We start from the raw sequence: 14543 nt of genomic DNA, 5'->3' as shown, positions 1-14543 counted from the left end.
GCGGCGACAGGGTTAGCGCAGGTCCATCCCGAGATCGAGAGCGGGCGAGGAATGCGTGAGCCCGCCGACGGAGAGATAGTCCACACCGGACTCGGCGTACGGCCGGGCGCGGTCGAGCGTCAGCCCGCCGGACGACTCCAGCCGCGTCTTCGGCGACACTTCGTCGCGCCGCGCGACCGCCTTCACGCACTCCTCCGGCGTGAAGTTGTCGAGCAGCACCTCGTCCGCCCCGGCGGCCAGCGCCTCGTCGAGCTGAGCCAGATCGTCCACCTCGACCTCGCACGGCAGTTGCGGCGCGTGCTCCCGGGCCGCCGCCAGCGCCGCGGTGACCGAACCGGCCGCGACCACGTGGTTGTCCTTGATCAGCACCGCGTCGCCGAGGCCCATCCGGTGGTTCACGCCGCCGCCGCACCGCACCGCGTACTTCTGCAGCAGCCGCAATCCCGGCGTCGTCTTCCGCGAATCCCGGACCGCGGCACCGGTTCCCTCGATCGCGGACACCCACGCCGCGGTCGCCGTCGCCACTCCGGACAGCAGGCACAACAGATTCAGCGCCGTGCGCTCGGCGGTCAGCAACCCGCGCACCGGACCGCGCAGCACGAGCACCGGCTCCCCGGCGACCGCGGGCGAACCGTCCTCGCGGATCGAGACCACCTCGTAGTCGGTGCCGAGAACCTGGTCGAAGACCGCCAGCGCCACCGGAATCCCGGCCACGACCCCGGCGACGCGCGGCGTCAGCTCCGCCACCGCACGGGCGTCCGCCGCAACCGTGGCCGCCGTCGTGGCGTCCGGCCCGTACCGCAGATCCTCTTCCAGCGCGGTGGTCACGACCCGCCGCACGTCGGCGACGTCCAGCCCGTCCACCACCAGCGCCTGAACGACCGCTTCCGAGAATTCCCCGCTCATGCCACCCCTTCCAACGACGTCGCCTCGACCAGCACCGGCTGTCCCGACGGGCTCAGCCGGATCAGCTGGCTCCGCCGCAGCCCTTCGTCCCGTTCCGGGAAGTCCGTCCGCACGTGACATCCCCGCGATTCCGTCCGCCGCTCCGCCGCCGCGAGCAACGCCTGCGCCACCACGGTGAGCGCCGCGTCCTCGACCGCGCTGTGCGTCCACAACGGACTGTCCGTTGTCGACAAATCGAGAGCCGAACCCGCCGCGGCGAGCCCGTCCGCGTCCCGGCCGATCGCCGCGTACCGGCTCATCACCCGTTGCAGCACATCACGTTCCGCCGCCGGCGCGACTGTCCTTTCCGGAATCCGCCCGCGCGACGGGTCCGGCAGCAATCCAGCGGCCAGATCCGCGGCGACCGCCTCCGCGGTCCGCCGCCCGACGACCAGCCCTTCCAGCAAACTGTTGGACGCCAGCCGGTTCGCCCCGTGCAAACCGGTCCGGGCCACCTCGCCCGCCGCGTACAGGCCGCGCACGGTCGAGCGTCCGTCCACAGTGGCCACCACGCCGCCGCACGCGAAGTGCGCCGCCGGGGTCACCGGGATCGGGTCCACCGCCGGGTCGATGCCGAGCACCGCGCACGCCGCGTGCACCGTCGGGAACCGCTTCGCGAACCCGGGAATGCCGGTGGCGTCAAGGAAAACGTGATCGTCGATGCCACCGGGAGCCAACAGTTGCCGCCGCGTGATCGCCGCCGCCACGACGTCGCGCGGAGCCAGATCGCCGAGCGGATGCACCCCGGCCATCACCGACGCGCCCGCCCCGTCCACCAGGGTCGCACCCTCGCCGCGGACCGCTTCCGTGACGAGCGGACACCGCCCGCGCGCGCCCGGCGTGTACAGCACCGTCGGGTGGAACTGCACGAACTCGATGTCGGCCACCGCCGCGCCGGCGCGCAACGCGAGCGCCAGGCCGTCGCCGGTCGCGATCTCCGGGTTGGACGTCGCCTGGTACAGCTGCCCGAATCCGCCGCTGGCCAGTACCACCGCGGACGCGCGCACGATCCCCGGCACGCCGTTGCGGTCGAGCACCGTCACGCCGGCCACCTCGCCCGCGGACGTGCGCAGCGCGTCGACCGCGATGTGGTGCTCCAGCACCGGAATCCGGCGTTCCCCGGCTTGCGCGACGAGCGCGCGCTCGACCTCCGCACCGGTCGCGTCGCCGCCCGCGTGGATCACCCGGAACGCACTGTGCCCGCCCTCGCGAGCCCGCGACAGCCCGCTCGAGCCGTGGTCGAACACCGCACCGTTCTGCCGCAACTCGGTGACGGCCGCCGGACCCCCGCCGACGATCGACCGCACAGCGTCCTCGTCGCAGAGCCCGGCTCCGGCGGTGAGCGTGTCGGCCGTGTGCTTCTCGATCGTGTCGCCCTCGTCGCGCTCGCCGTCGAGCACCACGGCGACGCCGCCCTGCGCCCACCGGGTATTGCCGTCGGCGACCGCCGCCTTCGTCACGACCAGCACGTGCAGCCCGAGTTCGCGGGCCCGCAGCGCCGCGGACAACCCCGCCACGCCGCTGCCGATCACGACCACGTCGGCCCGGGCTTCCCACCTCGGATCCGGTGAGGTTTTCGCCTCATCGGCGTTAACTAGGCCGCTCATTCTCCACCGCCGGGCTGCCCGATTTCGATCATCCGCCGCACCGAGGCGCGGGCCCGCGCGGCCGTCTCCGGGTCGACGTGGACCTCGTCCGCGCCCTCGGTGAGGCTCCGCAGCAGCGCGGCGGGGGTGATCATCTTCATGTACCGGCACGAGGCCCGGTCGTTCACCGCGCGGAAGTCGATCTCCGGCGCGGCCTTGCGCAGCTGGTGGATCATGCCGATCTCAGTGGCCACGAGCACTGAGGTCGCCTTGGTGTCGCGCGCCGCGTGCACCATGTCGCCGGTGGAGAGGATTTTGACCCGCTCCGGGGCCACCGCACCCTCGCCGGCCAGGTAGAGCGCCGAGGTCGCGCAGCCGCATTCGGGGTGGATGAACAGGTCGGCGTCCGGGTTCTCCTCCGCGCGCGCGGCCAGCTCGGCCCCGTTGATCCCGGCGTGCACGTGGCACTCCCCGGCCCAGATGTGCATGTTCTCGCGCCCGGTCACGCGCTTGACGTGCGCGCCGAGGAACTGGTCCGGAAGGAAGAGAACTTCCTGGTCAGCCGGGATGGAAGCAACGACGTCGACCGCGTTCGACGACGTGCAGCAGATGTCCGTCTCGGCCTTGACCTCGGCCGTCGTGTTCACGTACGAGACGACCACCGCGCCCGGGTGCTCGGCCTTCCATTCGCGCAGCTGGGCTCCGGTGATGGAGTCGGCGAGCGAGCAGCCCGCCCGCGCGTCCGGGATCAGCACCGTCTTCTCCGGGGCCAGGATCTTCGCGGTCTCGGCCATGAAGTGCACGCCGCAGAAGACGATCGTGGACGCGTCGCTGCTGGCCGCGATCCGGCTGAGCGCCAGAGAGTCGCCGGTGAAGTCCGCGATGTCCTGGATCTCCGGGACCTGGTAGTTGTGCGCGAGCAGCACCGCGTCGCGCTTGCGGGCGAGCTCCCGCACGCGGGCGGCCCAGTCGGCGTCCGCCTCGACCCCGCCGTACGGGGTCAGATCCTGGTCAAGCGTGGTGGTCATGTGTTCGGCCCTCTCGAGAATCGCCGGCCTCGGAACCGGATCGACCCCGGTTCCTCCCCAACCCGGTTTTCGCCTTATAATCGAAAACCGTGCGAAGCCATCTTAACACCCGAGCCCCCCTCGCCCACGAGGTTCTGGCGGCAGTCCTTCAAGTGCGCTCCGACACACTGCGGGTGCTGCTGTGGCGCCGAGCGCTCGATCCGCACCTGGGCCGCTGGTCCCTGCCGGGCGGCCGGCTGCGCCCGGACGAAGACGTCGAAACCTCGATCCGGCGGCAGCTCGCGGAGAAGGTCGACGTACGCCAGCTGAAGCACGTAGAGCAGCTAGCCGTCTTCAGCGCGCCCGACCGCGTCCCCGGCCCGCGCGTCGTAGCCACCGCGTTCCTCGGCCTGGTCCCCTCCGACGTCGACCCGGCCGTCCCCGAGGACACCGAGTGGCACGACGTGAACGCCCTGCCCCGCACCGCGTTCGACCACGAGGCGATCGTCCTGCGCGCCCGCGACCGCCTGCGCTCGAAACTGAGCTACACCAACCTGGGTTTCGCGCTGGCCCCAGAGGAATTCACCATCTCCGCGCTCAGGGGTCTGTACTCCGCCGCACTCGGCTACAAAGTGTCCGCGACGAACCTGCAACGCGTGCTCCAACGGCGTGGTCTGCTGGTCCCCACCGGCCACACCGCGCCCCCCGGCCGGACCGGCGGACGACCTGCGGCGCTCTTTTCTTTCGCCGCGAAAGACATGCACATCACCGACCCTTTCGCGGTACTGAAGCCTCCTCCGCGCCGCTGAACACGAACTGCGCCGGGGCTCCGCAGCCCGTACCGTGGACGCCGTGACCGAGCCAGAGCAGTGCCCCAGCGGGACGGCGACCCTGCCGTTGTTCCCGCTGCAGACAGTGCTGCTCCCCGGTACTCACCTGCCGCTGCATATCTTCGAACCGCGCTACCGGCAGCTCACCGCGGACCTCGTCACCGGCACCGTCCCCGAGCACGAGTTCGGCGTCGTCGCCCTGCGCGCCCCCCTTGTCCGCGAGGTCAGTGGTCTGGACCACGTGTACAGCGTCGGCTGCAGCACGATCCTCCGCGAAGCGAAACGCCTCCCCGACGGCCGCTACGACGTAGTCACGCGCGCCGCCCGCCGCTTCCGCCTGCGCGAGTTGCACCGAGCGTCCGCGCCCTACCTGATGGCCGTGGTCGACTGGCTCCCCGACACCCCAGTCCCGACCGCAGCGGAGCCAACGGCGCGCCAACTGGCCGACGTAGCGCGCGCGGCCCACCAGCGATACTGCGAAGCCGCCTGGCACGCAGACGACTGGCACCCACCCCACGACGACGCCGACCTGGGCGAACTCGCCTACCAACTAGCCGCCGACTGCCTCCTCCCCCTGGAGGACCGGCAGTTGCTGCTGGAAGAAACGCACCCCCTGCGCCGCCTGCGCATCGTCTGCCGCCTGCTCACCAGAGAGGCCGGTTTCCTGGAAACCCTGGGCGCGGTCCCGCTCCCGCCCACCGAACTGGCCACCTTCACCAAGCCCGCAGACCTGAACTAGCCCCCTCGCGCTAGCCCACCGTCCGTGAGGGCCACCTTCACGTACTCAGAGTCCCTCAGGGTTCCCCTCACGACCCTCCGCCGGACGTGAAGGGCTCCTTGAGGGAATTAGATTCCCTCAAGGAGCCCTTCACGGACCGCTCCCCGCCGACCCCGCCGGGATCCCCCAATGTGGCATTGGGTGCGTCAGATGCACCGAACGCCACATTGGGTGCGTCCCATGCACCCAATGCCACATTGGGGCGCTACCCGCGACCCGCCCGCCGCCCCACTCAAAGCAACCACCCACCCAAGCCGCGCAACAAACCGCCGCCAGTGCACCCAAACACCCGGGGGCACCCACCCCTCCCCCAACCCCGATACAAAGCCGCCCTGCGGTTCGGGGGTGCTTGTCAAGGCATCTTTCCCGCCTTGACAAGCACCCCCGAACCGTCAGCACAATCAAAAATCGGGGTGCCCCAAGCAACCCAAGGAACGGCAATGTCGCCCCCCAGGGCGACGAGCCGAGACAGCGATCTCACCCCAACCGCCGCCCCAAATCCTCCCGCCCATTCCACGCCGTCATCAACGCATAAACCAGACACGTCACCAACGGCGCGGCCAACACCACCCACCCGGACTCGATCCGAGGCGCCTGCTCAATCACCGCCCCCAACGCAGGCGGCGCATCCACCGAATACTTCGAATTCGCGAACGCGGGCCCCATCTGCGTCCCCAGCCAGGCCGCGACCAACGCCCCACCAGCAGCAGCCACCAGCACCACCGGCCCCCGCCGCTCCCGCAGCAACCACACGACCAGCCCGATCAGCAACCCGCCAGCCATCGCGAGAAACCCGAACACCGCCAGGTCGTCGAACCGATGCCAGCTCTCCAGCTCCAAAGGCGCCAGCTGCCCGTTGGCCCCGATCACCCGCACCCGCTCCGCCGGAGCCAGAAGAGACCACAACCAGCCCATCGGAATCCCGAGCAACGCAGCAGTGGACAACACGCTCACCGCAGGAAGAAGATCCGCCTTCACCACCACTCGCGGCCGCCGCGCCGGAAACAACACCGGCACCGACCACCCCTCAGCCGCCGCCGAAGACCGATGCGCCGCCTTGCCCGCGGAATCGACCACCCGAGGCTCCCTTCCCTACGCGTGCGTTCCCTGCGAGTGTGCGGGACTGAGAGTAACCGGTTGCGAAGTGTCTGATTGCCGCGACTGGCGTCACGGCGGAGAAATCGCCTTCACCCGGTTTCTCGCGTCAGGCGAAGCCCCCGAAGCTACTTCTGCGCAGAAGCCGCAGCAGTGAAGTCCTCCGGATCGAACTCCCCGCCGAACCACGGCGACAACCCCCGCCGAGCCTGCTCCACGAAGGCGTCCCGATCCGCCGCCCCCAGCCCGGCAGGCAGGACGCCCAGCAACGGAGCCCCCGCCGCGACCGGCAAATCCCGGAGATTCTCCAGCGCCGCCAGATCCGGATCAGCGGGCCAGGACCCGATGATCACCCCCACGATGTTCAGCCCGCGCTGGGTAGCCACCTCAGCGGTCAGCGCGGTCGTGTTGAGCGTCCCCAGCCCGGCTTGCGCGACGAGCACCACCGGCGCCCCCAGAGACCACGCGACGTCCGCCAGCGTGCTCCCCTGCGAGTCGAACCGGACCAGCATCCCGCCCGCGCCCTCGACCAGCGTCAGATCGTGCGCCGCGTCCAGTTCGCTCGCCGCGGCGGAGATCTCCCCCGGGCCCACCGTCGGGAGCCCGGAGCGCCGGGAAGCGGCTTCCGGCGACAGCGGATCCGGGTACCGCCGCAGCTCCCGGATCGTCAGGTCCTTGCCTGCCAGCCGAACCACCTCGGCGAGGTCGCCCGCCTCGCCGGGGACCACGCCGGTCTGCGCGGGTTTCAGCACCGCGACGCGTTGTCCCTGCGCGAGGGCCAGCGCCGCGATCGCCGCGGTGGCGACCGTTTTGCCGACGTCGGTGCCAGTTCCGGTTATCACGAGCGTCGTCACGAGCCATCAAGATATTGCCGTGCTCCCCGATGTCAACACTCGGGGTTCCCTCGCGCGCACCCGGAGGCGCGCGCGAGGGCCCGGGTCAGCCGGCCGGGGCCGTCGCGGGCGCTCCCGCGGCCACGAACTCCCCCTTCGCCGGGTCGGCCAGGTACACCTGCGCCGCGCCGACGTCGAAGTACAGCCCGGTCAGCGCCAGCTCGCCGCGTGCTTCGGCCTCGGCGACCAGCGGGTACTGCCGCAAATGCGTCAGCTGCTGCAGGACGTTGTGCAGCGCCAGCCGGTCCGGTTCGCGCTCCGGCCGCTCCCCGTCGAGGGTCACCGCCCCGGCGCGCTTCCGGCTCGGTTCGGCGTGCACCAGCCACTTCGCGAGCGCGGTGTCCGCGGGCGGACCGCTGGCCAGCGCGCCCATCGCCCCGCACGAGGAGTGCCCGCACACCACGATCTCCCGCACCCCCAGCACCCCGACCGCGAATTCGATCGCCGCGTTGGTCGACGGATCGGCCTGCTCGGGCGGCACCAGGTTGCCGATGTTGCGGATGGTGAACAGGTCGCCGGGACCGGACGTGGTGATCAGGTTCGGCACGATCCGCGAATCGCCGCAGGTGATGAACAGCGTGTGCGGTTGCTGCGCGTGCGCCAGCCCGCTGAGGACGTCCTTGAGCAGCGGAGCGGCCCGGCGCTGGAATTCCGTCGCGCCCCGGTGGGTCCGCTGCCCGGGCACGCGCACGTCCGCGGCCTGCCACGCCGACCACGGAGCCAGCCACCTCGGCATCGCACCGGCCGCCGCGGTGCGCCGGAGCGTCGGACGGCCTTCCTTGCCCTTCGCGAACCACGGGTGCCCGATCTCGTCGACGACCACCGTGCCGCCGGTCCGTTCATGCGCCTGCTGCCAGGCGGAAAGGCTCTCGAACGCCGCGTGGTCGAGGTAATCCGCGACCAGCTCCAGCGTCACCTTCGACCCGGCCGGAATCGTGCCGAGCACCTTCGTCAGCCGCGGCACGGACAGGAACGTCAGCACGCCTTCGACAATCACGCGCCATTCGCCGCCGTGGTGCTCGGCATGCACGCCCGACCACACGGTCCGGCGCAGCATCAGCAGCACGGCCAGCACAATCCCGGCGAGCACGCCGGTCAGCAGGTCGAACACGACGACCCCGGCGACGGTCACCAGGTAAAGCGGCAGATCGCCGTGTCGCAGGACCTGCCGCAGATGGCCGGGATTCACCAGCTTCGCGCCGACGTGCACGAGCAGCCCGGCGAGCGCGGCCAGCGGAATCGACTTCAGCACCCCGGCCAGCGCGACCACGAACACCAGCACCCACACGCCGTGCAGGACCGCCGAGGCCCGCGTGCGCGCCCCGGCCGCGACGTTGGTGGAACTGCGCACGATCACGCCGGTCACCGGCAGTCCGCCGAGCGCGCCGGACACCATGTTCGCCGCGCCCTGGCCGATCAACTCGCGGTTCAGGTCGGCGCGCGGGCCGTTCTGCAGTTTGTCGACCGCGACCGCGGACAGCAGGCTCTCGACGCTGGCGATCAGCGCGATCGTGAGCACCGCGACCGCGACCTGGCCCCAGCCGCCGTCCGGCAGCTGCGGGGTGAACCGGATCTGCAGCAGGTCGCCGGGCAGTTCGACGCGCGGCAGCGTCATCCCGGCCGCCACCGACACGAGTGTCGCGACCGCGATGGCCGCCAGCGGTCCGGGGATTTTCCTTACCGCTGAAGGAAGTTTGGGCCAGGCCAGCAGGATGGCCAGCGTCAGGACGCCGATCAGCGCGGCGGCGTCGTGGTGGGCGGCGATCTGCGCGGGCAGCTGGGCGATGTTCTCCAGCGCCGAACTCTGCGCCTTTCCGCCCAACAGCACGTGCAGCTGGCCGAGCACGATCGTGACGCCGATCCCGGCGAGCATCCCGTGCACGATCGCCGGCGAGATGGCCAGCGCCGCCCGCGCGACCCGGCTCAGGCCGAACAGGATCTGCAGCGCCCCGGCGAGGACGGTGATCAGGCAGGTGACCGCCCAGCCGAAGGTGGAGATCGTTTCGGCCATCAGCACGGTCAGCCCGGCGGCGGGCCCGCTGACCTGCAGCGGAGAGCCGCCGAGGGCACCGGCGACCACCCCTCCGACCACGGCGGCGATCAGCCCCGCGACGATCGGGGCGCCGGAGGCGAGGGCGATCCCGAGCGAAAGCGGGACCGCGACGAGGAAAACCACGAGCGAGGCGGGCACGTCGTGGCGAAGCACGGCAAGTCGTCTCATGCCGACCAGGAAACCGGCATCCCCGTGAAATGTCCGCTATGTCCCACCCTACGGAGTGGATCTTTGTCGAATAACCCACGATCGGGTTGCGTGACCAGCCAAGATCCACTACCGGCAGCCACGCCAAACCCGAAGTAACCTCAGGCCTTCGCCGCGGCGGCCCGCATCGCCGACATGATCACCGCCAGGTCGTCGTCGGTGCTGACGTACGGCGGCATCGTGTAGATCAGATTCCGGAACGGACGCAGCCACACGCCTTCGGCCGTCACCACCTCGGTCGCGACCCTCATGTCCACCTCGTGATCCAGCTGCAGCACCCCAATCGCGCCCAGCGCCCGCACGTCCACGACGTGCGGCAGCTCGCGAGCCGGTTCAAGTCCTTGCCGCAGCGCGGTTTCGATGCGAGAGACATCGGTCTGCCATCGGCCTTCGGCCAGCAACCCGAGCGAAGCATTGGCGACCGCCGAGGCCAGCGGATTTCCCATGAACGTCGGGCCGTGCGCGAGGACGGGAAGCTCGCCGCGCGCGATGCCGTCGGCGACTTCGGGAGTGCACAACGCGGCGGCCATCGTGAGGTAGCCGCCGGTGAGCGCCTTGCCGACGCACAGCACGTCAGGCGTCACGCCAGCGTGCTCGGCCGCGAAAAGCTTGCCGGTACGGCCGAATCCGGTCGCGATCTCGTCGAACACCAGCAGCACGTCGTGTTCCCGGGTCAGCTCGCGCAACGCGCGCAGATACCCGGGATGGTGGAATCGCATGCCGCCCGCGTTCTGCACGACCGGTTCCACGATCACCGCGGCCAGTTCGTCCGCGTGCTGCTCGAGCGCCTTCGCCAGTTCGTCCACATAGGACTCATCGACCGGGGTATCGAAGCCGGAAGGCGGGGCCGGCACGAAAACCTGCTCCGGCAGCACGCCGCGCCACAGCGAATGCATGCCGCCGTCCGGATCGCAGACGCTCATCGGCGTGAACGTGTCGCCGTGGTAGCCGCCGCGCCAGGTGAGCAGCCGGTGTTTGCCCGGCAGTCCTCGGGATCGCTGGTACTGCAGGCACATTTTCACCGCGACCTCGACCGAAACCGAGCCCGAATCGCACAGGAACACGTGCTCGAGCCCGTCCGGGGTCATCTCGACCAGCGTCTTCGCGAGCGTGATCGCCGGTTCGTGGGTCAGCCCGCCGAACATCACGTGGCTCATCCGCCCGGCCTGCTCCGCGAGCGCGGCGTCGAGCACCGGGTTGCGGTAGCCGTGCACCGCCGCCCACCAGGACGACATGCCGTCGACCAGTTCCCGTCCGTCGGCGAGCTTCAACCGCACCCCGCTCGCCTCTTCCACGAGCAGGGGCGGCACGCGGCTCGGCATCGGCGCGTAGGGATGCCACACGTGTGCGGCGTCGAGGGCGAGGAGGTCAGCAGCACTGGATTCCACCCGCCGACCCTAACCGGGCGGCGGGCGGGCCCGCAGTGAGAGCCGCTACACCCCGTTCGGCCGCACCGGCAGCGCCAGCAGGCCGTGCACCAGCGAACTCGGCCGGTAGACGACGCTTTCGGCGGGCACGGCCAGGCTCAGCTTCGGGAACCGCTCCAGGAGCGAGCCGATCGCGATCTGCGCCTCCAGCCGGGCCAGCGGCGCGCCGACGCAGTAGTGGATGCCGTGCCCGAACGCGAGGTGCCCGCCGGGCGGGCGCGTGACGTCGAGCGTGTCCGGATCCGGGAATTTCTCCGGGTCCCGGTTGGCCGACAGCAAGGAGATGTTGAGGAACTCGTCGGTCGGGATGGTGACGCCGCCCGCGTCGATGTCCTCGACTGTGTAGCGCATGGTCGCGAAGTTGATCGGCCCGTCGAACCGGAGGAACTCCTCGACCGCGCCGGGCAGCAGGCTCGGGTCGGCGCGCAGTTTCTCCGCCTGATCGGGCGCGCGCAGCAACGCGAACACGGCGTTGGCGATCAGGTTGACCGTGGTTTCGTGCCCGGCGATCAGCAGCAGGAACGCCATCGAGATCAGCTCGTCCCGGTCGAGCGAATCGCCTTCGTCGCTGGCGTGCACGAGGTCCGAGAGCAGGTCTTCGGCCGGTTCGGCGCGTTTGCGCTCGACCAGTTGCAGCAGGTAGGTCTGCATCTCGGTCGCCGCCGCGGCCTGGGATTCCTCGTCCGCGGCGAACGACAGCAGCGTGTGCGACCAGGCGGAGAACGCGTCGCGGTCCTCGACGCGCACGCCGAGCAGCTCGCAGATCACCGTGATCGGCAACGGCTCCGCGAACTCCCGCAGCAGGTCGACCTGCTCGTGCCGGGCCATCTCGTCCAGCAGCTCGTCGGCGATCTCCTGGATCCGCGGCCGCAGCCGGGAGACGGTGCGGGCGGTGAAGGCCTTGTTCACCAGCTTGCGCAGCCGGGTGTGGACCGGCGGATCGCTGTTGAGCATGTGCCGGGTGAGCAGAGTGCTGAAATCCGGCCCCTGGACGTCCTGGCCGACCTTCGCCGCCACCACGCGCGCCACGCCCGTGCTGTCCTTGCTGACGCGCGGATCGTTGAGCAGCTCGCGGGCCTGCTCGTATCCGCTGACCAGGTAGGACGGGATGCCGTGCCGGGCGACGATCGGGCACACCGCACCGGATTCGCGCCGCCGCGCCAGCCATTCGTGCGTGCTCTGCCAGAGTTCCTCGTCCGCGAACGGGAGTTCCCCGGTTTGTTCGTCGACGCTCACTGCTCGGTCCCCCTGTGCAGTTCGGTCAGCGTTCGGCCAATGCCGCCTCGACGCGCTCGACCACCTGTTTCCAATATGCCCGCTGCTCGGCCTTTTCCGCCACGTCCGCGAGCTGTTCCTGGCGGATCTTCAGCGTGCTGCGCTTGCCGAGATCCGCGACCTCGAGCTCCAGCAGGGAATCGTGATCCCAGTCCGCCGGACGCCAGGTGAGCCGCAACCGGTCGTCGGCATAACTGCGGATTTCGCCGGTCGTGCCGTGTTCGGTCTCGTAGCCGGCCCCGCGCTCGCGCGGCAGCTCGACGCCCGGGCCGAGCCAGATCTCCACCCCGTCCCCCACCAAGAACTCCCACACCCGGCTGCCCGGGTACGGCATCGTGCGGGAAACCGCTGTCTCCCAACCACTCCGCCCGGTCTTGCCCTCCTCGTTGGCCATGCCGCCATCATGGCATCGGGGACCGACGGAAACCGGTGCGGGATCATGCGATCGTGCGCTACCGCCCCATCTCCCCCGACGCCCTCGCCGCCGAGCTGACCGAGCGCGTCGACGCGCTCACCCACCGCCGACGAATCGCGGTCGCGATCGACGGAGCGGCCGGAACGGGCCCGCTCGCCGAGGCGCTGACCGGCCCGCTGAAGCTCCTCGGCCGCGCCGCGCTGCACGTGCCCGCCGCGGGTTTTTTGCGACCAGCGTCACTCCGTTTCGAGCACGGCAAACAAAACCCGGACGCGCGGTATACCGATTGGCTCGATTCAGGCGGTCTGCGCCGGGAAGTCCTCGACCCGCTCGCCGACGACGGAAGCGGCGAAGTGCTGCCCGCGCTGTGGGACGCCGAACGTGACCGGGCGACCCGCCTGCCGCGCGTCCCGGTGCCGGAGCGAGGCGTCGTCCTGGTCGACGGGGAATTCTTGCTGGGCGCGGGATTGGCGTTCGATTTCGTGGTGCATTTGTGGCTTTCGCCGGGGGCATTGCGCCGTCGCGTCTCCGACGAATGGGCGCTGCCCGCTTACGAGCGCTACGAAAACGAAGTCGATCCCAGCGCCCTCGCGGACGTCGTGGTCCGCGTGGACGACCCGCGCCACCCGGCGATTTACGAACCCTGAGGCGGGTTCAGCGCACCGCCGCCACCGGGTCGCCGTCCAGGAGCGTCGAGAGGCGCTGCGCCATCGTGTCCCAGCGCCAGTTCGCGGCGACCCACGAACGGCCCGCCTCGCCCATCCTGCGGGCGCGGACCGGGTCGGACAGCAGGGCCGACAAGGTTTCGGCGAGCTGCCCCGGGTCGCGGCCGTCGACCACGTGGCCGGTCACCTCGTCCAGCACCGCCTCCGGCGCCCCGCCGGACGTGCCCGCGACCACCGGCAGCCCGGTCGCGGACGCTTCCAGGTAGACGATGCCGAGGCCCTCCACGTCGAGCCCCTTGCCGCGCGTGCGGGCAGGCATCGCGAAGACGTCGCCAGCGTTGTAGTGCGCGGGCAGTTCGTCCCAGGGCACCGAGCCGGTGAAAACCACGTCGTCGGCGACGCCGAGCGCCGCGGCCAGCTGCGTGAGCCGCTTGCGATACGGACCGCCCCCGACGAGCAGCAGCGCCGCACCGGGCACGCGCTCGCGGATCGCGGGCAGCGCGGAGATCAGCATGTCCTGGCCCTTGCGCGGAACGAGCCGCGAAACGCAGACGACCGTCGGCCGGTCGCCGAGCCCGTGCCGAGCGCGGATTTCCTCCCGCCCAGCCGGGTCCGGCGCGAAAACCGTGGTGTCGACCCCGCTGGGCAGCATTTCCAGCCCCGCATGCCGCCCGAACGCGGCGGCGAACCGGTTGCGCGTGTACTTGCTGACGTACGTGACGACGTCGACTGTTTCGCCGATCCGCCGCAGTGCTTGCCGCGAGCCGGGCAGCATCGACCAGCCGACTTCGTGCCCGTGCGTGGACGCGACGATCCTGCGCGCGCCAGCCTGCCGCAGCGGGTGCCCCAGCAAGGCGAGCGGGGCGGCCGCGCCGAACCAGACGGCCTCGCAGTCGCGGGCCATCATGATCTGCTTCGCGCGGCGCAGGACGTCCGGCGTGGGCAGCATCAGCGACGTCGGATGGCGCACCACTTCGAACGGAGCCGCCGCGTCGAACTCGGTGTGCGAGCCGCTGCTGCGTTCCCACGAAGGCGCGTAGACGACCAGGTCGTCCGCGGGCAGCCGGGTGGCCAGCGAATTGAGGTAATTCTGGATGCCCCCGGGGCGCGGCGGGAAGTCGTTCGTCACGAGCAGGGTCCTCAGCACCCCCGCAGGCTACCGACGAGCGGTCGCCGGGGATCGTCCCGGTGAAGCGAGCACACCCGGGCCGGCGCGCGAAACCCGCATCTCGCCTCGCCGCTCACCTGCGTATTGGCTTCGCACCGGCCGATCGCCACCGCAGCGCCCGTGGTCATCGCGAGCATTCCCCACCGCGAACCAGCTCACGGCCCTCACCAAAAAAACCGGGGCGGCACCGCGTGTGCGG

General features: G+C 70.7%; 13 protein-coding genes. 3 read left to right on the top strand and 10 right to left on the bottom strand.

What is annotated here, in order from left to right; translation table 11 throughout:
- Positions 1 to 12 precede the first annotated feature (12 nt).
- The 3 genes from nadC to nadA are packed head-to-tail and all read right to left on the bottom strand — an operon-like array spanning position 13 to position 3559.
- Entirely contained in the window at positions 13 to 906 is an 894-nt protein-coding gene (gene nadC, locus CU254_RS09005; protein WP_037713047.1) for a carboxylating nicotinate-nucleotide diphosphorylase, read from the bottom strand.
- Complete coding sequence (locus CU254_RS09000; protein WP_009074855.1) at positions 903 to 2552, bottom strand: L-aspartate oxidase; 1650 nt, start codon at positions 2550 to 2552, stop codon at positions 903 to 905. The genes nadC and CU254_RS09000 overlap by 4 nt, the downstream gene beginning before the upstream one ends.
- Complete coding sequence (gene nadA / locus CU254_RS08995) at positions 2549 to 3559, bottom strand: quinolinate synthase NadA (RefSeq protein ID WP_009074854.1); 1011 nt, start codon at positions 3557 to 3559, stop codon at positions 2549 to 2551. The genes CU254_RS09000 and nadA overlap by 4 nt, the downstream gene beginning before the upstream one ends.
- A gap of 134 nt (positions 3560 to 3693) precedes the next feature.
- Here nadA and CU254_RS08990 point away from each other — a divergent pair, with 134 nt between their 5' ends.
- On the top strand, positions 3694 to 4347 hold the full coding sequence (locus CU254_RS08990) for an NUDIX domain-containing protein (RefSeq protein WP_255409883.1): 654 nt from the start codon (positions 3694 to 3696) through the stop codon (positions 4345 to 4347).
- A 43-nt stretch (positions 4348 to 4390) separates the two neighbouring features.
- Positions 4391 to 5107, top strand: a complete 717-nt coding sequence (locus CU254_RS08985) for an LON peptidase substrate-binding domain-containing protein (RefSeq protein ID WP_009074851.1) — start codon at positions 4391 to 4393, stop codon at positions 5105 to 5107.
- A gap of 516 nt (positions 5108 to 5623) precedes the next feature.
- On the opposite strand, the gene CU254_RS08980 is transcribed toward CU254_RS08985, so the two are convergent.
- The 6 genes from CU254_RS08980 to CU254_RS08955 all read right to left on the bottom strand — a co-directional run bounded on the left by CU254_RS08980 (position 5624) and on the right by CU254_RS08955 (position 12490).
- The gene (locus CU254_RS08980) at positions 5624 to 6223 is read right to left on the bottom strand and encodes a DUF2567 domain-containing protein (RefSeq protein ID WP_009074849.1); all 600 of its coding nucleotides are present in this window, start codon (positions 6221 to 6223) and stop codon (positions 5624 to 5626) included.
- A gap of 146 nt (positions 6224 to 6369) precedes the next feature.
- Positions 6370 to 7095, bottom strand: a complete 726-nt coding sequence (bioD, locus tag CU254_RS08975; protein ID WP_037713043.1) for a dethiobiotin synthase — start codon at positions 7093 to 7095, stop codon at positions 6370 to 6372.
- Positions 7096 to 7180: 85 nt separating this feature from the next.
- Entirely contained in the window at positions 7181 to 9355 is a 2175-nt protein-coding gene (locus CU254_RS08970; protein WP_009074846.1) for a bifunctional SulP family inorganic anion transporter/carbonic anhydrase, read from the bottom strand.
- A gap of 140 nt (positions 9356 to 9495) precedes the next feature.
- On the bottom strand, positions 9496 to 10782 hold the full coding sequence (locus tag CU254_RS08965; RefSeq protein WP_009074845.1) for an adenosylmethionine--8-amino-7-oxononanoate transaminase: 1287 nt from the start codon (positions 10780 to 10782) through the stop codon (positions 9496 to 9498).
- 45 nt (positions 10783 to 10827) lie between these two features.
- A complete protein-coding gene (locus CU254_RS08960) occupies positions 10828 to 12057 on the bottom strand; it encodes a cytochrome P450 (RefSeq protein ID WP_009074843.1) in 1230 nt (409 codons plus the stop codon).
- A gap of 25 nt (positions 12058 to 12082) precedes the next feature.
- Positions 12083 to 12490 (bottom strand): SRPBCC domain-containing protein, encoded by a 408-nt coding sequence (locus tag CU254_RS08955; RefSeq protein ID WP_009074841.1) that lies wholly within the window; start codon positions 12488 to 12490, stop codon positions 12083 to 12085.
- Positions 12491 to 12543: 53 nt separating this feature from the next.
- Between CU254_RS08955 and CU254_RS08950 the strand changes: the two genes are divergently transcribed.
- On the top strand, positions 12544 to 13158 hold the full coding sequence (locus tag CU254_RS08950; protein ID WP_037716805.1) for a uridine kinase: 615 nt from the start codon (positions 12544 to 12546) through the stop codon (positions 13156 to 13158).
- 7 nt (positions 13159 to 13165) lie between these two features.
- Here the strand turns inward: CU254_RS08950 and CU254_RS08945 are convergent, their stop codons facing one another.
- A complete protein-coding gene (locus CU254_RS08945) occupies positions 13166 to 14323 on the bottom strand; it encodes a glycosyltransferase family 4 protein (RefSeq protein WP_199785847.1) in 1158 nt (385 codons plus the stop codon).
- Between the last annotated feature and the right edge of the window lie 220 nt (positions 14324 to 14543).

Origin of the sequence: Amycolatopsis sp. AA4, from assembly GCF_002796545.1 — a bacterium.
Taxonomy (GTDB): domain Bacteria; phylum Actinomycetota; class Actinomycetes; order Mycobacteriales; family Pseudonocardiaceae; genus Amycolatopsis.
The sequence above is the reverse complement of the archived record's forward strand: the minus strand, read 5'-3'. Positions and strand labels throughout refer to the sequence as shown.